The organism is Pseudaeromonas pectinilytica (assembly GCF_054780855.1).
Genome location: NZ_BAAGVN010000109.1, coordinates 34718 through 53634, shown reverse-complemented (window position 1 = coordinate 53634; position 18917 = coordinate 34718). Strand labels below are relative to the sequence as shown.

General features: G+C 55.2%; 18 protein-coding genes. 12 read left to right on the top strand and 6 right to left on the bottom strand.

Annotation, left to right across the window (positions count from 1 at the left end; all coding sequences use genetic code 11):
* Positions 1 to 353: 353 nt before the first annotated feature.
* From ettA to ACYVG7_RS08155, 8 genes are all read left to right on the top strand, one after another.
* Entirely contained in the window at positions 354 to 2021 is a 1668-nt protein-coding gene (gene ettA / locus ACYVG7_RS08190; protein ID WP_460882690.1) for an energy-dependent translational throttle protein EttA, read from the top strand.
* 418 nt (positions 2022 to 2439) lie between these two features.
* Positions 2440 to 2916: an Lrp/AsnC family transcriptional regulator gene (locus tag ACYVG7_RS08185; protein ID WP_460882689.1), complete on the top strand. Its 477-nt coding sequence runs from the start codon at positions 2440 to 2442 to the stop codon at positions 2914 to 2916.
* A gap of 28 nt (positions 2917 to 2944) precedes the next feature.
* Positions 2945 to 3370, top strand: coding sequence for a nucleotide triphosphate diphosphatase NUDT15 (locus ACYVG7_RS08180; protein WP_460882688.1), 426 nt, complete (start codon positions 2945 to 2947; stop codon positions 3368 to 3370).
* 113 nt (positions 3371 to 3483) lie between these two features.
* A complete protein-coding gene (locus ACYVG7_RS08175) occupies positions 3484 to 4038 on the top strand; it encodes a DUF4136 domain-containing protein (protein ID WP_460882687.1) in 555 nt (184 codons plus the stop codon).
* 96 nt (positions 4039 to 4134) lie between these two features.
* Positions 4135 to 5313 (top strand): chromate efflux transporter, encoded by a 1179-nt coding sequence (gene chrA, locus ACYVG7_RS08170; protein WP_460882686.1) that lies wholly within the window; start codon positions 4135 to 4137, stop codon positions 5311 to 5313.
* 25 nt (positions 5314 to 5338) lie between these two features.
* Positions 5339 to 5977 (top strand): HD domain-containing protein, encoded by a 639-nt coding sequence (locus ACYVG7_RS08165; protein ID WP_460882685.1) that lies wholly within the window; start codon positions 5339 to 5341, stop codon positions 5975 to 5977.
* Between the two features lie 146 nt (positions 5978 to 6123).
* Complete coding sequence (locus ACYVG7_RS08160; protein WP_460882684.1) at positions 6124 to 7146, top strand: polyamine ABC transporter substrate-binding protein; 1023 nt, start codon at positions 6124 to 6126, stop codon at positions 7144 to 7146.
* Positions 7143 to 9623, top strand: a complete 2481-nt coding sequence (locus tag ACYVG7_RS08155) for a putative bifunctional diguanylate cyclase/phosphodiesterase (protein ID WP_460882683.1) — start codon at positions 7143 to 7145, stop codon at positions 9621 to 9623. Before ACYVG7_RS08160 ends, ACYVG7_RS08155 begins: the two co-directional genes overlap by 4 nt.
* Before the next feature lie 10 nt (positions 9624 to 9633).
* Here ACYVG7_RS08155 and dusA read toward each other — a convergent pair whose 3' ends face one another.
* Complete coding sequence (dusA, locus tag ACYVG7_RS08150; RefSeq protein ID WP_460882691.1) at positions 9634 to 10623, bottom strand: tRNA dihydrouridine(20/20a) synthase DusA; 990 nt, start codon at positions 10621 to 10623, stop codon at positions 9634 to 9636.
* A 326-nt stretch (positions 10624 to 10949) separates the two neighbouring features.
* Here dusA and ACYVG7_RS08145 point away from each other — a divergent pair, with 326 nt between their 5' ends.
* Together ACYVG7_RS08145 and ACYVG7_RS08140 are read left to right on the top strand one after the other, a co-directional pair.
* Positions 10950 to 11411 carry a chemotaxis protein CheX gene (locus ACYVG7_RS08145; protein ID WP_460882682.1) on the top strand — a complete coding sequence of 154 codons (462 nt, stop codon included), beginning with the start codon at positions 10950 to 10952 and terminating at the stop codon, positions 11409 to 11411.
* A gap of 62 nt (positions 11412 to 11473) precedes the next feature.
* The gene (locus tag ACYVG7_RS08140) at positions 11474 to 11692 is read left to right on the top strand and encodes a hypothetical protein (protein WP_460882681.1); all 219 of its coding nucleotides are present in this window, start codon (positions 11474 to 11476) and stop codon (positions 11690 to 11692) included.
* Between the two features lie 90 nt (positions 11693 to 11782).
* On the opposite strand, the gene alr is transcribed toward ACYVG7_RS08140, so the two are convergent.
* Complete coding sequence (gene alr, locus ACYVG7_RS08135) at positions 11783 to 12856, bottom strand: alanine racemase (RefSeq protein WP_460882680.1); 1074 nt, start codon at positions 12854 to 12856, stop codon at positions 11783 to 11785.
* A gap of 9 nt (positions 12857 to 12865) precedes the next feature.
* Complete coding sequence (dnaB, locus tag ACYVG7_RS08130; protein ID WP_460882679.1) at positions 12866 to 14263, bottom strand: replicative DNA helicase; 1398 nt, start codon at positions 14261 to 14263, stop codon at positions 12866 to 12868.
* 131 nt (positions 14264 to 14394) lie between these two features.
* On the opposite strand from dnaB, the gene ACYVG7_RS08125 reads away from it, so the two are divergent.
* Positions 14395 to 14589 (top strand): hypothetical protein, encoded by a 195-nt coding sequence (locus ACYVG7_RS08125; protein WP_460882678.1) that lies wholly within the window; start codon positions 14395 to 14397, stop codon positions 14587 to 14589.
* A 58-nt stretch (positions 14590 to 14647) separates the two neighbouring features.
* On the top strand, positions 14648 to 15523 hold the full coding sequence (locus ACYVG7_RS08120; protein WP_460882677.1) for a Tim44 domain-containing protein: 876 nt from the start codon (positions 14648 to 14650) through the stop codon (positions 15521 to 15523).
* 85 nt (positions 15524 to 15608) lie between these two features.
* Here ACYVG7_RS08120 and ACYVG7_RS08115 read toward each other — a convergent pair whose 3' ends face one another.
* The 3 genes from ACYVG7_RS08115 to ACYVG7_RS08105 are packed head-to-tail and all read right to left on the bottom strand — an operon-like array spanning position 15609 to position 18838.
* Complete coding sequence (locus ACYVG7_RS08115) at positions 15609 to 16739, bottom strand: sodium ion-translocating decarboxylase subunit beta (protein ID WP_460882676.1); 1131 nt, start codon at positions 16737 to 16739, stop codon at positions 15609 to 15611.
* Positions 16740 to 16760: 21 nt separating this feature from the next.
* Complete coding sequence (oadA, locus tag ACYVG7_RS08110; RefSeq protein ID WP_460882675.1) at positions 16761 to 18584, bottom strand: sodium-extruding oxaloacetate decarboxylase subunit alpha; 1824 nt, start codon at positions 18582 to 18584, stop codon at positions 16761 to 16763.
* Positions 18581 to 18838: an OadG family protein gene (locus tag ACYVG7_RS08105; RefSeq protein WP_460882674.1), complete on the bottom strand. Its 258-nt coding sequence runs from the start codon at positions 18836 to 18838 to the stop codon at positions 18581 to 18583. The genes oadA and ACYVG7_RS08105 overlap by 4 nt, the downstream gene beginning before the upstream one ends.
* Between the last annotated feature and the right edge of the window lie 79 nt (positions 18839 to 18917).

The following is an 18917-nucleotide window of genomic DNA, read 5'->3' as shown; positions in this document are numbered from 1 at the left end:
CTTGTTTCTGGCCATGATTTAATCCTCCAGAACAGAACCCTTTAAGTGTAGTCCTGAAGGACTGAATCATGGTGGTAATCAGGATTATTTTTATCCTTTCGAGCCACTCACCCAATAACGAGCCGGATAGCCGGCATGGCGCTGAGGTTTCTCATGGCCGGGGTCACTGAGTGTCGGCATCTGCTTGAGCAGTCGCCGAGCATGGCGAGGCGTGATGACACAAGCCGGTTCCCATCGCCTGGCGCCGTGATGTGATGCGCCACCAAAGGCTGTCGCACCACGCTTTCACCCCTAATCACCATGGTTTAAAATGCGGGCCTGTGAATTTTCCTCTGGCTGACAGCGAGATTCGTATGGCTCAGTTTATTTACACCATGAACCGGGTGGGCAAGGTTGTTCCGCCCAAACGACATATCCTGAAAAACATCTCCCTCTCCTTCTTCCCGGGCGCCAAGATCGGCGTACTGGGTCTGAACGGTGCCGGTAAATCCACCCTGCTGCGCATCATGGCCGGCATCGATACCGAGATCGAAGGCGAAGCCCGCCCGCAACCGGGGATCAAGATCGGTTATCTGCCTCAGGAGCCAAAACTGGAGCCAGAGCAAACCGTTCGTGAAGCCGTCGAACAGGCGATGGGCGAACTCAAAAACGCCCTGACCCGTCTGGATGCGGTCTACGCCGCCTATGCCGAGCCGGATGCCGACTTCGACAAGCTGGCCAAAGAGCAGGGCGAGCTGGAAGCTATCATCCAGGCCCACGACGGCCACAACATGGAAAACCAGCTGGAACGCGCGGCCGATGCCCTGCGCCTGCCCGCCTGGGATGCCCAGATCAAACACCTCTCCGGGGGTGAACGTCGCCGGGTCGCTCTGTGCCGGCTATTGCTGGAAAAGCCCGACATGCTGCTGCTGGACGAACCGACCAACCACCTGGATGCCGAATCCGTGGCCTGGCTCGAACGCTTCCTCCACGACTATGAAGGCACAGTCGTCGCCATCACCCACGATCGCTACTTCCTCGACAATGTGGCCGGCTGGATCCTGGAGCTGGACCGCGGCGAGGGTATCCCGTGGGAAGGCAATTACTCCTCCTGGCTGGAACAAAAAGATGCTCGTCTGGCGCAGGAAGCCTCTTCTGAAGCGGCGCGTCGCAAGTCTATCGAGAAGGAACTGGAGTGGGTCCGTCAGAATCCCAAGGGCCGTCAGGCCAAGTCCAAGGCCCGTCTGGCGCGCTTTGAAGAGCTAAACAACAGCGATTACCAGAAGCGCAACGAGACCAACGAGCTGTTCATTCCGCCAGGACCTCGCCTCGGCGACAAGGTGGTGGAAGTCCAGAACCTGCGCAAATCCTATGGTGATCGGGTGCTGATCGATGATCTATCCTTTGCCATTCCCAAGGGCGCCATCGTCGGCATTATCGGCCCCAACGGTGCCGGTAAATCGACTCTGTTCCGTCTGCTCTCCGAGCAGGAACAGGCCGACAGTGGCACCATCACCCTCGGTGATACGGTGCAGTTGGCCTCGGTGGATCAGTTCCGCGACAAGATGGATGGCAAGAAGACGGTGTTCGAAGAGGTGGCCGACGGTCAGGATATCCTGAAGATCGGCAATCTGGAGATCCCGAGTCGCGCCTATATCGGCCGCTTCAACTTCAAGGGCTCGGATCAGCAAAAGCGGGTCGGCGAGCTCTCCGGTGGTGAGCGTGGCCGTCTGCACCTGGCCAAACTGCTGCAAGCCGGTGGCAACGTGCTGTTGCTGGATGAACCGACCAACGATCTGGATATCGAAACCCTGCGCGCCCTGGAAAATGCCCTGCTGGAGTTCCCCGGCTGCGCCATGGTCATCTCCCATGATCGCTGGTTCCTCGACCGCATCGCCACCCATATCCTCGACTATCAGGATGAGGGCAAGATCGAATTCTTCGAAGGCAACTTCACCGAATACGAAGAGTGGAAGAAGAAGACCTACGGTGCCGATGCCGTTCAGCCCCACCGCGCCAAATACAAGCGGATTGCCAAATAACCGCGGATCAACCGGGCAGCCTCCGCGCTGGCCTGACGTTCACCATCACGGGACCTGCGGGTCCCGTGTTGTTTTTACCGAACATCACCTGTGTAGAACGCAAAAAGAACGAAACCAGCACTAAGGCTGGTTCGTCGTCGTGTCCTGCTTCCCTGATCCGGCGATAACCGTCTTTGCCCCCACCCGGCTTGTGGTGCAAGCGGGTCGTTCGGTGGTGCCCCATCTCCGGTAAGAGAGGGGGCGGCCTGCAAGACCGGATGGGTCTGGGCTTGCCACTGGAAGTGAGGAAATAATAGCGAGGATCGGCGGGTGAGTGGTTGCAAAGTTAGTCTTGTTTTCGCACCACATTGGCAGATAAACTCATATCCGGTTATTAATGCGCAATAATTCACCCTTCATATACAAAAGGCGTTATATAGTGCTCAAGCTGGATCGCATCGATCGTAAAATTCTGACCCTGATGCAACAGGATGCTCGCATCAGCAATCTGGAGCTGGCCGAGCAGATCGGCCTCTCGCCTTCCCCCTGCTCGCGCCGAGTCAAGGCGCTGGAAGATGCGGGCCTCATCCTCGGCCATGTCACCCTGCTCAACCCCGAGCGGCTGAACCTGAAACTTACCGCCCACATCCATGTCACAGTAGACAAGCACACGCCTGAACGACTGGACAACTTCAACCAGGCGGTGAGCCAGATGCCGGAGGTGTTGCAGTGCGCGCTGATCACCGGCAACGACGCCGACTACATGCTCACCGTCATGGTGCCAGATATGGAACACTATCAGCGCTTCTTGCTGGACAAGTTAACCCGCATCGACGGGGTGACCGGGGTGCGATCCAGCTTTGTGCTGCGCCAAATCAAGCAGCAGACCGCGCTGCCGCTGGATCATCTGGAATAACCGCCCTTACCGAGAATGGAGACTGATCATGCAACCTGAATATCCTCGCGTCGGGATCGGCGTCATCCTGGTCAATGGTGACGGCCATATCCTGCTGGGCAAGCGCAAAAACAGCCACGCCCCCTACTGGTCCATTCCCGGGGGCCACCTGGAGATGGGGGAGAGCTTCGAAGCCTGCGCCATCCGTGAAGTGGCAGAGGAAACCGGGATCCGCCTGGAAAACGTGCGCTTTGTGGCCGTCAGTAACGATCTGACGACCCATGCCGCCTGTGGCAAGCACTACATCTCCATCGCCCTGCTGGCCGAAGGCGTGACCCAACAGCCGCGGTTGTGCGAACCGGATAAATGTGAGGGTTGGCAGTGGTGTGATCCGGCTGCCCTGCCAGAGCCCCACTTCGAAGCCAGCCGCAGTGCCATTCGGTGCTGGCTAGCCCAGAGACCCTATCTTCCGTAACGGCTTGATGCGCTTCAATATACTCGTTGAAAGTACGCGACGGCTGCAGCCAATAGCATTATGCTCATGCACAAAATTTCATCTTGCTCCCCAGATCCCGGCCCGGAGGCTTCATGCGTAAACTGGCTCTACTTCTTCCTCTGCTATTGAGTGCCTGCGCGCAACCAACCGGCTCCTCAGGCAGCAGCACTGATGCCGCACTCAACGAGCCGACGGTGCAAATGACCCTGGTCGCCACCTCGCTCGCCAACTGGCCCTATGCGTCCCCCGTGACCTTTGCGGTGCCGGACAACTTGCTGTATGGCAAGGAGCAGGGCCGTCCCTGGCTGCCGCTGTTCCAGAGCGCCGCCCGGGATTACCTGACCTCGCAGGGTCTGAAGGAGGCACCTGCCGCAGAAGCCAATGTGCTGGTCGCCATCGGGGTGCTGGGTGAAAAAGAAGATACCGCCGGATTACTGTTCAGCAAGCTGGGCATGGACCCCGGTGTCACGGTCAGCAAGAAAGGGACGGTCGCCCTGGTGCTCAAGGATCGGCAGAGCGATACCAAGCTGTGGAGTGCCGCGTTGCAGGCCAGCAGCGATATGCCGTTGAAGGCCAACGACGTGCGGGACAGAACCGCTCGCACCCTGATCCAGCAGATGATGATGCGGCTCCCCCCGGCGCAATAACCCGCTAACTGCTGACACCACAGGCCCCAACCGGTTCACAATGGTGTCATATTCCGCCGCTATATATACTGGCCTCCCGATCCGTAGGCTGAGCTGATGATGCTCTCGATCTTTATCTGCTTTTTACGGCTGGGCTGTCTGAGCTTTGGCGGCCCGATGGCCCATATCGCCCTGTTCCGCGATGAATTTGTGGTCAAACGCGCCTGGCTAAACGCCGAAACATTCCAGCATCTGCTCGCCATGTGCCAGCTATTACCCGGACCCGCGTCCAGTCAGTTGGGCTTTGCCATCGGCCTGCAACGGGGGGGACTCTCAGGAGCGATCGCCGCGTTTCTCGGCTTCACCCTGCCCTCCTTTATCCTCATGATTGTCTTGGCCCAGGCTCAGGCACTGGTGAGTGATCAGCCGCTCTTCCTGATCCTGGGTCACTGGCTCAAGCTGTTTGCCGTCTGTATCGTGCTGGATGCCGTGGTCAGCCTGTTTCGTCAATTCTGTCGTGAACCCCAACATCGCCTGATTGCCCTGTTCACCGCTTTGTTGCTGGTATTCATGCCCAGCAATGCCCTGCAGTTAGTGCTGTTAGCGCTCGCAGGCGTTGTGGGTTACGGGTGGTCCGCAGTCCATGCCGCCGCGCCACCGCCTGAACCTCTCCCCTCCCCAGCCAGCACCGATGGCACGGTCCGGATCCACCGTTGGTCCCTGATCCTGTTTCTGTTGCTGTTTGCGGGCAGCCTACTGGATAGCGGAACCGGATACCTGTCGCTCTTTGCCCTGCACTATCAAGCCGGCAGCCTGGTCTTTGGCGGTGGTCATGTGGTGCTGCCCCTGCTGCAACAAGGGGTTGCCGACCGTCTCACCCCCGATCAGTTTCTCAACGGCTATGCCGCCGCCCAAATCATGCCCGGCCCCATGTTTACCCTGGCCAGCTATCTGGGGGCCATGCTGGTTCCCTCAGCCCCCTGGGCGGGTGGCGCCGTGGCAACGCTCGCCATCTTCTTACCTGGCTTCTTGCTGGTATTAGCCATTCTCCCGGTGTGGCAGCAATTGCAGACCCAGCCTCGTCTTCGCGCCGCCATCAGTGCCATCAATGCCAGCGTAGTCGGGCTGCTCGTCGCCACCCTGTACCACCCACTGTTGACCAGCGCCATCACCCAGGTCACCGATCTGCTGTGGCCGCTGCTCGCCTGGTTGGCCTGGCGACGTTATCGACTGCCAATCTGGGTGCTGGTGAGCCTGTTTCTAGCCGCCGCCTTGATAGATAATGCGCGGCTGTGAATTGGAACAACAGACAAGGCATGGCATGACCCTGACGCATTGGCAAAACCAACTGGAATCCTGGCTCGATCAACACCACACCATGGACGATGGGGCCCACGATATCGCCCACTTCCGGCGCGTGTGGAAAACCGCTCAGCAGCTGAACCAGGCCGAAGGCCAGCAGGCTGACGAGCTGGTTCTTCTGGCGGCCGCCTATTTACACGACATCATCAGCCTGCCCAAGGACCATCCCGAGCGCCACCTGAGCTCCCGACTCGCAGCCCGGGAAGCCGTCTTCATCCTGAACGAGCTGGGGTTTCCTGCAGAGTTAATCCCGGCCACCTGCCACGCCATCGAGGCGCATAGTTTTTCTGCGGCACTGCCCGCCGAAACCCTGGAGGCCAAGCTGCTGCAGGATGCCGATCGGATGGAAGCCCTGGGAGCCATCGGCTTGGCACGGGTGTTCTACACCTCGGGGCGCATGCAAAGAGCCATGTTCGACCCGTTCGATCCGCTGGCTCGCCATCGCCCACTGGACGATCTGGCCTATGCCCTGGATCACTTCTTTGTCAAGCTCTACAAGGTCGCCGACAGCATGCAAACCAGTGCCGGACGCGCCATGGCACTCCAACGTCGCCACGTGCTGGAGCGCTATGTCGAGGATCTGCTGCAAGAGCTCTGAGCCACAAAGCGCTAGTCGATTGAATATCTCTGTCAATTAGCGTTTCTGACAGGTCGGAAGCAATCGCGAAAGTCTATAGTTGCGTAAAGCCATCAGCTCCACTGTGGGCCATGCCAGCATGGCCCTCACTGCCTTCCAAGGAGTGCATGATGATACGCACCGTCTGGCTCAGCCTGGTTTTCATGCTTGTCACTCCGTCACTGCGGGCTCTTGAGCTGGTGATCTACAACTGGCCGTATTACCTGGCACCGGAAGTGAAGAGCCTGTTTACCCAAGAAACCGGCATCACCATCAAAGAGCTCTACTACGACAGCGATGAAGCCCGCAATCGGCTGTTACTCTCCGAGCATCCCCCGGTTCTCGATATTGCCATCGTCGACTATTTCACCCTGAAAAATAACTCCTGGGCTTCACTCTTTGTGAACAAACCAGCCGGTGGCTACCACAACGAGTCGCATATTGACTCCCGCTATATAGCGGCCTGTGGCCAGCATGCCGCCCCCTATTTCTGGGGCTCGGTCGGGATCGCCTATCGCGCCAGCAAAGTGAAACAGCCCATTACCCAATGGCGCGATCTGTTAACTCCAGCCCCGGAGCTGAGCGGACACATCATCATGATCGATGATGCGATCGACTTGGTCTCGATTGCGCTAAAAACCTTGGGCTACTCGATCAATACCGATACCCAAAGCGAGTTGCAGCAGGCCTTTAAACTGCTCAAAGCACAAAAACCTCATGTTCTGGCGTATGCACTCTCCTTGGCCGCGATTCAGGATCCAGAACTCAGCCCCCAGGTGTACGCCACCGTGACCTACAGCGGTGATTTTTACTCCCTGCAATCCATGTCTGAATTTCAAGACTGGCGCTACGTTGCCCCCACGGAAGGTTCGCCGTTATGGATCGACTGTCTGGCAATCAGTAAAACCAGCCCACATCCAGCAGAGGCCGCCCTTTTGGTCGATTTTCTGATGCGGCCGGACGTCGCACGGCTCAATGGTGAACGGTTAGGCTTTACCCCCACGCTGCATGACAGCGAGATATCTAACAAAATCAAACAAGATAGTGTGGCCTACCCAAGCGGAACACATCTTCAGGCCTCTGAATACTACACTGACAAAATCAGTAGCGACCGGATCCGTAACGCCATCTACTTTTCGGTGTTGAAATGAAGAAAATTCGCAGCAAACTCAGTCTGGCTCTTCTTCCCGTAGTGGTATTTCCGCTGCTGGCACTCGGGCTGCACAGCATGTTCCTGCTGGAGCGCCTTAGTCAGGAAAATAGTGCTGTCCAGTTCAAATTATTATTGCGCAACAGCCAAGCATTCTTAAATGCGAGCATTAAAACCAACCATGCTAATCTTGCCTTCTTGCCACAAACTTCAGCCGTAAACCGCTATATCAGCGCAGAAAATATAGAAGATAAAAACTCGCACCTCGGACCCATGGTGCAACTGTTATTTCACCAGATGATGAAGAGCAATCCCGGCATCTTACAAATTGTATTAGTCAATAATAAGCAGGAGGAGGAGTTGCAGGCCGGCGATGGCATTGATCCATTCAGTCCTATCAGCCCAACCAACAAGGCAGTGCTGAAGCTGATGCAAAGCCAGGCGGAAAAGAGCTATGTCGACTTCATTTATTCACCAGAGCTGTCACAGTTTGTATTTAAACAGGTCATCAGCTTTAGCAATAACAATCCCGAGCTAAAGGCATACAACTACCAGCCAGAGCCAAACACACTGATTTTAACCTATTCATTATCTCCGCTATTGGATTACATCAAGGCGCAAGAAAAAATCAGCGGTTATCAATTATTGCTTATCGATAGAATTCAAGAAAAAACCTTGGATGCCCGCTATAAAAATATGCCAATAGAGAATATAAAAAACAGTTCAGAAGTGAACCTGAATGACACCTCCTTTTATATTGAAAAAGCCAACCTGACGGACGGAATGGCCCTGATTGCCATGATCCCCAAAGCCATAGTCACGGCACCCATCGACAGTATTCGCTGGGCATTGATCATTTGGCTAGTGTTGAGCATGACCGTATTATTATTTCTTTGCAGTTGGATTCTTGGTCGCGTAATTGTTCATCCGATGGAAAAATTGCGCCGCTTGATGCATCAAGTCGCCAAACAAGAAATTCGGCATATACCATTACTGCCACCCGATGATGAAATGGTAGAACTGCGCAATCAATTCTCTTTAATGCTCTCCCGGCTGGAAGCCTCTCAGCTGGAGTTGGAGCATTCTGCATTTATGGATCCGGTCACCGGCCTGAATAATCGAGGCGCATTCCTACAATATTTGCAAAAGCGAGTCTTTCAGGCCAAGCAGGAAGGTAGTAGCTTCTTCATGGCACAAGTAAAAATGCATAACCTCAGTGGCATTAATAACACTTTCGGCTCGCGCACTGGCGACCAGGCATTGCAATTAATCGCACAGGTATTAATGGGATTACTGAAAAAATATCGTTTGTATGATAATGCCAAAGTTAGCCTTGCCCGTATCGGTTCGGATGAATTTGCCTTTATTATACCGCCGCCCCAGAAAGACAACCAACCCAGTGCCGCCCAGCTGTGTGAGCAATTAGCACGGCGCATGAAAACCCCGATGATGGTTGGCAATTATGAATTAAAGCTGAGATTCAGTGCCGGTATTATCAGCTATCCAGAAGCCGGAAGCCGAGTGGAGGAGTTAATGCAGTCGGCAAATCAGGCGAGACATGAAGCTAGCCGCTATACCGGCAACTATTGGTATCTTCTCGATGGCATGATCGCCGCCAAGCTGCGCGAAGATAAATGGCTGGAATCAGAGTTAAGTTCGGCCATTCAACTGCAACAACTACGGGTAGTCTTTCAACCACAGTACTCATTAATCACCAAGAAAATAATAGGAGCCGAGGTGTTATTACGCTGGCACCATCCGGAATTTGGCATGGTTCCACCGGACCGATTTATCCCTATTGCCGAGCACTCTTCACAAATTCTGGATATTGATTTATGGGTGCTGAATCAGGCTTGCCAGTGCTTGGCTAAATTGCAGGAGCTTGGCTTTACCGAGTTTCATTTAGCTGTCAATGCCTCCGCCACCGAACTCTCCAACCCTAATTACCCGAAGGAGGTCTCTCGCCTCTTAAAACACTATAATTTGTCACCTGCGCTCTTCGGCATCGAAATTACAGAAACAGCGTTAGTCGAGCTGGATGATGTCGCGAGAAACATGGTCAAAACACTCAAGGAAATAGGTGTCGAGATCGCCCTAGATGATTTTGGAACCGGATATACGTCCTTAAATCACCTAGCTGCACTGCCTCTGGATATTCTAAAAATTGATAAAAGCTACACCGATCAATTATTGGAAAACCCGAAGCTGGTTGACTCAATTATTCAGCTGGCCGAGGCGTTTAATCTCCAGGTCATCGCGGAGGGCGTCGAAACCCAGGCGCAACTGCAGGAGCTGATCAAGAAGGGGTGTCACATGGCACAGGGTTATCTGTTATCTCGCCCCATCACGCAAGATGCCCTGCTCACCCTACTGGATGAGTCTCCCGATTTTGAGCAGTGGGAGACCCATACCGATGTCAACACAGAGTCCCACGGTCTGATGACGCAGAGCCGCTACCCGGAACGATCCGGACTCTAGAATCCGGCACTCAAAGCTCTGGCATTGGCGCTGGATGATCAGGCACCAGCGCTAATGCATCGAGCAGCACCCGGATATCCGCACCCCGTTTACCCGCATTCTCGCTCAGATGACGTCGCCAGGAGCGCGCACCGACCACCCCTTGAAATAAACCCAACATATGGCGGGTGATATGGGATAACTGATTGCCGCTCGCCAGCTCGGCCTCGATATATGGCACCATCTGCTGCACCACCTGGTGCCGCGATAGCGAAGGCCGGCTGGTATCACCAAACACCTGCTCATCCACACTCATCATCAGATAAGGGTTCTGGTACGCCTCGCGCCCCAACATGACACCATCCACATACTGCAGATGGGACTGAACCTCGGCCATGCTCTTGATGCCCCCATTGAGCGAAATGGTCAAATGCGGGTAATCCTGCTTGAGCTGGTAGACCCGCGGGTAATCCAGCGGCGGAATTTCTCGATTCTCTTTGGGACTCAAACCACTGAGCCATGCTTTGCGCGCATGCACGATGAAGGTATCGCAACCGGCCGCACTGACCCGATCGATGAACTGGCACAAGAACTCATAAGAATCCTGATCGTCGATACCAATCCGCGTCTTGACCGTGACCGGAATCGTAACTTCTCCCCGCATCGCCGCCACACAGTCGGCGACCAGATCTGCCGAGGCCATCAGACAGGCGCCAAATCGGCCGTTTTGTACGCGATCCGACGGGCAGCCCACATTCAGATTAATTTCATCGTAGCCACGGGACTGGGCCAGGGCTGCACAGCGCGCCAACTCTTCCGGCTCGCTGCCTCCCAGTTGCAAGGCCAGCGGATGTTCGGCCTCGTTATAAGCCAGATAATCACCACGCCCTTTGAGGATGGCCCCCGTCGTCACCATTTCGGTATACAACAACGCATGCTGACTCATGAGGCGTAAAAAATAACGACAATGGCGATCCGTCCAATCCAGCATCGGGGCCACAGAAAAACGCAGTGCGGGCAGATTCATATTCTCTCTTGTCAAATAGGTGGAATGCGGACCTTGGAAAAGGGGGATTCTACCTGCTGCACCCGACACGGCAAAGCATTGGGATCGCCCCATGATCGCGGATACGCCTGCCAAGTTTTCCGCCATTTGGCTATTTCGCAGGATGAATATTGTCACGCTTTGCCTAGATGCTATATGTTAAACTTTAACGAGAATTGAGATCGTCCACCGGGCAAACGTTAATCCCCCTGCGGAATCTATGTTGCAAAGGTCAAGATCCGACCGCCAGAGCCCTCCAACCAAGATTCGATGTTGCGGTTGGGTTACCACTGAGGATAAAAATGCGTGCCGAATTCGTTAACCCTTTTTTAGTGTCGTTGCTACACGTCATCAGCACCATGGCGCAACTTGATTTGAAAGCCGGGGCGCCGCGTAAAAAAAATGATGAGTTAGCCCGAGGCGATGTTTCCGGTTTGATTGGAATGGTTGGGCCGCAAACCCGAGGTTCATTTTCTATTACTTTCGACAAGGGTTTGGCTCTGGAAATCATGCGTCGCATGCTGGGCGAGGCTCCAGAAACCATCAACGAAGAAGTCACCGACATGGTGGGTGAAATCACCAACATGGTCACAGGCGGCGCCAAGCGTATGCTGGCTGAGAAGGGCTATGACTTCAACATGGCCAGCCCTGTGGTTGTCTCAGGTCCCAGTCATACCATTTCTCATAAAACCGATAGCACCAAGCTGCTCATGCCGTTTGAAAGTGAATATGGCCGGGCCACGATCGAAATTTGTTTTGAGTAACACCTATCGGGACGGACTCCCGACACACTGGTATTTGATGATAAACAAGGCATGGAGCGACCGTGGGTAAACTTATCAAGTGGGGATTCGTGGCATTGATTGGTTGTCTCATCGTCTCCCAAATCAATATCCAGACCTCCATCTACAAGAAGCAGGATAATAGCGTCGAGATCATTTTCCCGCAGTGGCAACTGGAAAAGCCCTGGTTCTACTTCTACTGGACTCCCGGCACCTTACGCTTCAAACAGCCGCCCAAAGAAGATCAGGACGACAATCTCTAGACGGCTCTCATCTGGACGACTCCCATAGAAAAGGCGCGAATCATTCGCGCCTTTTCACTCTGGTCCAGACTCACATCCACCAGCGCGGTGCTAAATAAAATCGAGACTGACCCGCGAGGTCAGCTTGAGCACCAGCTCATAGGGGATGGTCCCCACCTGCTCGGCCACTCGCTCGACCGGCAATCCCTCGCCCCACAGGATGACCTCGTCTCCCACCACGTCCGTCGCATCCGGACCTAAATCAACCGTCATCATATCCATGGAGACCCGGCCCGCGATGGGCACCAGACGACCATTGACCAGCACGGGTGTCCCGTTCGGTGCCATTCTTGGGTAGCCATCGCCGTATCCCATCGCCACCACACCTAGGCGCGTATCGCGCTCCGCCGTCCAGTTGGCACTGTAACCGACACTTTCCCCGGCTTTGGCATCCCGTACCGCGATCAGATTACTTTTCAGGGTCATGACCGGTTGCAGGCCATGATCCGCGCCGATCCGATCCGGAAAGGGCGAGATCCCGTAGAGCATGATCCCCGGCCGAATCCAATCCGCATGGGCATCTTTCCACGCCAACACAGCCGCTGAATTGGCCAGCGCACACTCTCCCGGATGGTTGTTCGCCAACCGGTTAAACAGATCGATCTGTTCCCGGGTCGCCGGATTGTCCAACTCATCGGCACAGCTGAAATGGGTCATCAAATTGAAGGGCTGCACCACGTTTTTACACAGCGCCAAGCGGTCATAAAACGCAGGAACCTCTTCTGGGCGAACCCCTAAGCGGTGCATGCCCGTATCAAGCTTCATCCAGGCGCGGATCGGTTGTGGCAGATCAGCCCGCTCCAGCGCCTCCAGTTGTTCCCAGGAGTGCACGGCGGTCTGCAGATTGTTGGCGGCTAACACCGGCAGATCATCGGCACTGAAAAAACCCTCCAGCATGATCACCGGTTTGACGATGCCACCGCTGCGTAGGGTCAATGCCTCTTCAATCCGCGCGACCGCGTAGGCATCGGCATCGTGCAGGGTTCGGGCAACGGTCAGCAGATCGTGTCCATAGGCGTTGGCTTTCACCACGGCGACCACTTTGGCACCAGGTGCCTGGGCACGCACCACCTTCAGATTGTGCTTGAGGGCTTGGGTGTTGATCTGCGCCGTTACTGCTTGCATGACTTGTCCTTAGTAATCGTCGTCGTAAGCGGGGCCGGCATAATTATCGAAACGAGAATACTGCCCCTGAAACGTCAAACGCACCCGACCAATCGGGCCATTCCGTTGCTTACCGATAATAATTTCGGCAACCCCTTTATCGGGGCTGTCATCGTGATAAACCTCATCGCGGTAAATAAACATGATGAGATCGGCATCCTGCTCGATGGAGCCCGATTCCCGCAGATCCGAGTTGACAGGCCGCTTATCCGCCCGTTGCTCCAGGCTCCGGTTCAGCTGGGAAAGGGCAATCACCGGGACTTGCAGCTCTTTGGCCAGAGCCTTCAATGAACGGGAAATTTCCGCAATTTCCAACGTCCGGTTTTCACTCAAGGAAGGCACGCGCATCAGTTGCAAATAATCGATCATCACCAGACTGATACCGCCATGCTCGCGGGCAATGCGCCGGGTCCGGGAACGGAGTTCAGTTGGGGTCAATCCGGAGGCATCATCGATGTACATTTTGCCCTTTTCCAGCAACATGCCCATGGTGGAAGAGAGTCGCCCCCAATCATCATCATCCAGCTGCCCGGTCCGGACCCGGGTCTGTTCGATGCGCCCCAAGGAGGCGAGCATCCGCATGATGATCTGTTCGGAAGGCATTTCCAGCGAGAAGATCACCGCAGGCTTATCCTGGGTCAGTGCGGCATGTTCCACCAGATTCATGGCAAAGGTGGTTTTCCCCATTGAGGGTCGAGCCGCCACTATGATGAGATCCGAGGGCTGGAAACCCGAGGTCATCTTGTCCAGATCCGAGTAGCCAGACGAGACACCGGTGACCCCGTTATGCGGTTTCCGGAACAGCTCTTCAATCTTGTCGACCGTCTTCTCCAGCACCACCTTCAGCGGTTGCGGGCCATCACTGGCACTGCTGCGGGACTCAGCGATCTTGAAGACTTTGCTCTCGGCCTCATCCAGCAACTCACCGGCATTGCGGCCCTGAGGATCAAAACCGGATTCGACGATATCATTCGCCACCGAGATCATCTCACGCACCACAGCCCGTTCTCGGACTATTTCGGCGTAGGCACTGATATTGGCCGCACTGGGGGTGTTTTTCGCAATTTCGACCAGATAGGCAAAGCCGCCGACGTCATCAATCTGCTCATGTCGCTCCAACTCTTCCTGCAGCGTGATGAGATCGATCGGTTGCCCTTGTTCGGACAAGCGGGTCATGGCGGAGAAAATCATGCGGTGCGGACGACTGTAGAAGTCATGGGCCGACACCCGCTCCGCCACCCGGTCCCAGGCTTCATTGTCCAGCATCAGACCGCCCAGTACGGATTGCTCAGCCTCGAACGAATGAGGCGGCATCTTGAGCTGTTCGAGTCGCGGATCTTTCTTGCTGGAGGAGGAAGGCTGCGCCATTACGACTAACACCGAATCTGGAGAGGGCAGCCATTATCGGCCTTTTTCGCAGCTTCGAAAAGTCCTGTGCCGATTCGATTGCCGAAAACTCTCCCTCAGCGCTGCCGTCACCCAAGACCGCAGGAGTGCAGATGCTCGTCGCCGATTTTTTCGTTGCTAAAATCGCGTCGTCCTATGCGCAAGGATGTTATTCACCATGGCATACGCCGAATCATCTCGAAATGTGGAAAAAGGTAGGAATCAACACCTTCCCCAACAAGGGCAGACAGTGCAACGTCATCTTAATCGAAAAAACCGAACAGGAGGCCATGGACAAACAGAATTGACAGCGGAGCTACGCTCCGTAGCATGGGTAACGTCATTCCAACCCACAGGGCAAATTCGATGAAAAAATTATGGACCTTCTTCGGTGTGTTTTTAGTGAGCCTGACGCTCGCACTGACTGCCGCAGATGCCAATGCCGCCAAGTTCGGAGGCAAGCGCTCTTTTGGCAAGAGTTATCGCACCGCCCCGGCTCCACAGGCTCAACCAGTGAATACCGCCAAACCAGGGGTGAACCAACCCGCGGCCGGCGCCGCTAAAAAAGGGATGCTGGGCGGTTTAATGGGTGGCCTATTAGCGGGTGGTCTGCTGGCCTGGATGTTCGGTAGCGGAGCCTTTGAAGGGCTGCAAATCATGGACATGCTGATCATGGCCGGCGTTGCCTTCTTGGCCTTCAAGCTATTCCGCAGCATGAGCCAGGCAAAAAATGGGGCTATGGCCCGACAACCAGCCGCCGCGTATTCGCCTGCAGGCTCGGTGCCACCGACCCCATCGCCAGCATTTAATCGCGATGCTGATAGTGCGGCCCCGCAAGCCAGCACCGGCGTTAACAACGATGTGCCGTTTAATCTGCCCGCTGGTTTTGATTTGCAGCAGTTCCTCAATGGCGCTCGGGATCACTATCGCACCTTGCAAGAGGCCTGGAATCGTAACGACTTCAGCAAGATCCAGGAGTACGTCACGCCAGAACTCTACAATGGCCTAGTTGAGGAGCGGAAGAATTATGCGGGTGAGCAACACACTGACGTGATGTTTGTCGATGCCGAACTGGTTCGTGCCGAGCACAATCCAAATCTGGCGCAAATCAGTGTCCAGTTCAAAGGCCGCTATCGCGATGCGGTCGAAGGCATTGAAGAAGATATCGCCGAAGTCTGGCATCTGGAGCGGGATCTGCGCACCGCCAACGCTCCCTGGCTCATCGTCGGTATCGAGCAATAATTCTAATGCTACTCCGCGCCAGTACATCGGCGCACAGATAAGACAGAGGCGGCCTAAGCCGCCTCTGCTTTTATGCCTCTCATCGCTATTTTAACAGCGCCAACAAGACACCGGCCGCCACGGCTGAACCCAGAACGCCCGCCACATTCGGACCCATGGCATGCATCAATAAGAAGTTATGGGGATCCACCTCCTGCCCTACCTTATTCGAAACCCGCGCCGCCATCGGGACAGCCGAAACCCCGGCCGAGCCGATAAGTGGATTGATTTTATCCTGACAGACGCAGTTCATCAGCTTGGCCATCAGAACACCCGCTGCCGTCCCCATCGCAAAGGCCAGGGCTCCCAGCACCAGAATACCGAGAGTTTGCAGGTTCAGAAACTTATCCGCAGAGAGTTTAGAGCCGACGCCAAGTCCCAAAAAAATAGTGACGATATTGATGAGTTCATTCTGTACCGTATGAGATAACCGCTCCACCACACCGGACTCACGAAACAGATTGCCCAGACAAAACATACCAATCAAGGGCGAAGCGGCAGGCAAAAACAGGACACACAGTCCAAGCACCAGCATCGGGAACAGGATCTTCTCCCGCTTACTCACCACCCGGAGTTGTACCATGCGGATTTTACGCTCTTCCACATTGGTCAGAGCCCGCATAATCGGCGGCTGAATGATGGGTACCAGTGCCATATAGGAATAAGCGGCGACCGCAATAGCGCCAAGTAGATCCGGAGCCAGGCGACTGGTCAGAAAAATCGCGGTTGGGCCATCCGCACCACCGATAATGGCGATGGAGGCCGCCTCCTTGAGGGTGAAGGCAAAGCCCGGTAACTCATTCAAGGCGACAGCACCCAACAGAGTGGCGAAGATGCCGAACTGCGCAGCCGCCCCCAGCAACAGAGTTTTCGGGTTGGCAATCAGAGCACCAAAGTCGGTCAAGGCGCCGACACCGAGAAAAATCAGGAGTGGGAAAACGCCGGAGGCAATACCGACCTCATAGATGTAATAGAGCAATCCACCGGGCTCATTGAATCCACCATTGGGGATGTTGGCCAGAATGGCACCAAAGCCTATGGGTAATAACAACAAAGGCTCGAACTGGCGCACTATTGCCAGATAAAGCAAGAGACAGCCCACGGCTATCATCACCAGCTGCTGCCACTGGAAATTAGCGAGTCCCGTGTCTTGCCACAAGATCAATAAGCCATCCATCTCCCCCCCCTTATCGCCCTGCTAGCGGCGAGTTGACTCCAACGGCATAAACCCGGCCAGCGTGGCACCCTGCGCAATCAAATCGCCCGGCTGCACATGGTAGCGGTGCAAGATCCCGGCACAAGGAACCCGGATCTCGGCCTCCATCTTCATGGCCTCCATCACCAGCAGCACAGCGCCTTCCTGCAACGTTTGCCCGGGTTCCGCAATCAGTTTGACAATGGTGCCGGCTAACGGAGCCGGGAAAGGAGTCTCTGCGTTCGCAGATACTGGTTGGGGGGCTGAAAGCTTATCCAAAGGAATAGCTTGTACGGCCAGCAACGCCCCCTCTGGTGCTACGTCAACGCGGTACAGGACTCCATCCACACGAACGTCGTAACGTGCCGCAGTGGCTGCTGCAGACGCCGGAGCCGTGTTTACTGGTACTGGCGCTATCGATGGTTCAGGTTTATTGACGCATCCGGGCATAGGTTCAAAAAAAGATGGATCATCGCGATGGCGGAAGAACTTAACAGCTACCTGAGGGAATAGCGCATAGGTTAAACGGTCATCCTCATTCAGGCTCGTCGCCTCAATACCGGCTTTTTCTGCCTCCCGTAATAATTCAGCGCCCAATCGTTCCCACTCCGGCGGTAAGAGATCCGCAGGACGACAGGTTATCGGCTCGGCTCCCTGCAGAACTCTCGCCTGCAGCACAGCATTGAGAGGTGCTGGCGCAGCACCATACTCGCCTTTCAGAATGGCAGCCGTTTCCTTGGTAATGGTTTTATAACGCTCTCCGGCCAGCACATTCAGCACCGCCTGAGTGCCCACGATCTGCGACGTTGGCGTCACCAGAGGTATGTATCCCAAGTCGGCTCGGACTCTGGGGATCTCGGCTAGCACCTCATCTAGACGATTGGCAGCCCCCTGCTCTTTCAGCTGGGCCTCCATATTGGTTAACATGCCCCCAGGCACTTGTGCCAGCAGGATCCGGGAATCGACACCACGCATGGCACCTTCAAATTGCGCATATTTTTTACGGATATCGCGGAAATAGGTGGCGATCTCTTCCAGTAAGGTCAAATCCAGCCCGGTGGCATAGGGACTTCCCTCAACCATGGCCACCACGGTTTCAGTGGGCGAATGGCCATAGGTCATACTCATGGTTGAGATAGCGGTATCCAGAATATCCACACCTGCATCAATGGCCTTCATATGGGTTGGCAGACTCAGACCCGTAGTGGCGTGACAATGTAGTGCCAGCGGCAAATCAACCTCCGCCTTGATAGCCCGGATCAGCGTCTCTGCCTCGAAAGGCTTCAAGAGTCCCGCCATATCCTTGATGCACAGGGAGTGACACCCCAAGTCTTGCAATCTCTTGGCAAGATCGACCCAGTCCTGCATCTGGTGCACCGGGCTTGTGGTGTAGCAGAGCGTACCTTGGGCATGAGCACCGACCTCGAGGGTAGCCTGTACCGCACACTGCAGATTCCGTACATCGTTCATCGCATCAAAGATACGAAACACATCCATACCATTGTGATGGGCCCGCTCCACAAAATGGCGCACCAAGTCATCTGCATAATGGCGGTAACCCAGTAGGTTCTGCCCCCGCAACAACATCTGCTGAGGAGTCTTCGGCATTAATTTTTTGAGCTCGCGCAGGCGAATCCAGGGATCCTCTCCCAGATAGCGGATGCAAGAATCGAAGGTTGCACCACCCCATGATTCGATGGACCAGAAACCAACCTGATCCAGCTTACCGGCAATTGGTAGCATATCGGCAAGCCGCAATCGGGTTGCCAGGAGCGACTGGTGGGCATCTCGAAGCACAACTTCGGTAATCGCTAGTGGTTTCTTCATGATTGATGCTCCGGGTGGTCGGTGGCTGAATGCTGGGTCTGATGACGATGAATAGCGGCGCTGATGGCCGCCACAATAGCGGGAGAAGGCGAATCGGCCAGGAGCGGTTCTCCCAACGTCATGGAGGTTGGTGGTTCGCGCGGGGTCTCGCGCGCTACCCAACCCAGCGCCTTAATCGCCAGTACCATGATCCCGAGCAACAGATAGACAAAGCCCATCCCCAGCACCAGCAGCTTGAAAGCCTCAACCATCATTCCCGATCCTGTTGTCATCATTTCCTCCCAAATGCCGCACGGACGGCATAGGACTCGATATCCACTACTGAAATCTAGT

Bases quoted from the DNA above. Each gene is read 5' to 3' on its own strand.
- oadA (WP_460882675.1), bottom strand. From the start codon at position 18,584: ATGAAGAAACCACTAGCGATTACCGAAGTTGTGCTTCGAGATGCCCAC.
- ACYVG7_RS08105 (WP_460882674.1), bottom strand. From the start codon at position 18,838: ATGATGGTTGAGGCTTTCAAGCTGCTGGTGCTGGGGATGGGCTTTGTC.
- ACYVG7_RS08145 (WP_460882682.1), top strand. From the start codon at position 10,950: ATGCGTGCCGAATTCGTTAACCCTTTTTTAGTGTCGTTGCTACACGTC.
- ACYVG7_RS08115 (WP_460882676.1), bottom strand. From the start codon at position 16,739: ATGGATGGCTTATTGATCTTGTGGCAAGACACGGGACTCGCTAATTTC.
- ACYVG7_RS08155 (WP_460882683.1), top strand. From the start codon at position 7,143: ATGAAGAAAATTCGCAGCAAACTCAGTCTGGCTCTTCTTCCCGTAGTG.
- chrA (WP_460882686.1), top strand. From the start codon at position 4,135: ATGATGCTCTCGATCTTTATCTGCTTTTTACGGCTGGGCTGTCTGAGC.
- ACYVG7_RS08125 (WP_460882678.1), top strand. From the start codon at position 14,395: ATGCTCGTCGCCGATTTTTTCGTTGCTAAAATCGCGTCGTCCTATGCG.
- ACYVG7_RS08160 (WP_460882684.1), top strand. From the start codon at position 6,124: ATGATGATACGCACCGTCTGGCTCAGCCTGGTTTTCATGCTTGTCACT.
- dnaB (WP_460882679.1), bottom strand. From the start codon at position 14,263: ATGGCGCAGCCTTCCTCCTCCAGCAAGAAAGATCCGCGACTCGAACAG.
- ACYVG7_RS08175 (WP_460882687.1), top strand. From the start codon at position 3,484: ATGCGTAAACTGGCTCTACTTCTTCCTCTGCTATTGAGTGCCTGCGCG.
- ACYVG7_RS08120 (WP_460882677.1), top strand. From the start codon at position 14,648: ATGAAAAAATTATGGACCTTCTTCGGTGTGTTTTTAGTGAGCCTGACG.
- alr (WP_460882680.1), bottom strand. From the start codon at position 12,856: ATGCAAGCAGTAACGGCGCAGATCAACACCCAAGCCCTCAAGCACAAT.
- ettA (WP_460882690.1), top strand. From the start codon at position 354: ATGGCTCAGTTTATTTACACCATGAACCGGGTGGGCAAGGTTGTTCCG.
- ACYVG7_RS08180 (WP_460882688.1), top strand. From the start codon at position 2,945: ATGCAACCTGAATATCCTCGCGTCGGGATCGGCGTCATCCTGGTCAAT.
- ACYVG7_RS08165 (WP_460882685.1), top strand. From the start codon at position 5,339: ATGACCCTGACGCATTGGCAAAACCAACTGGAATCCTGGCTCGATCAA.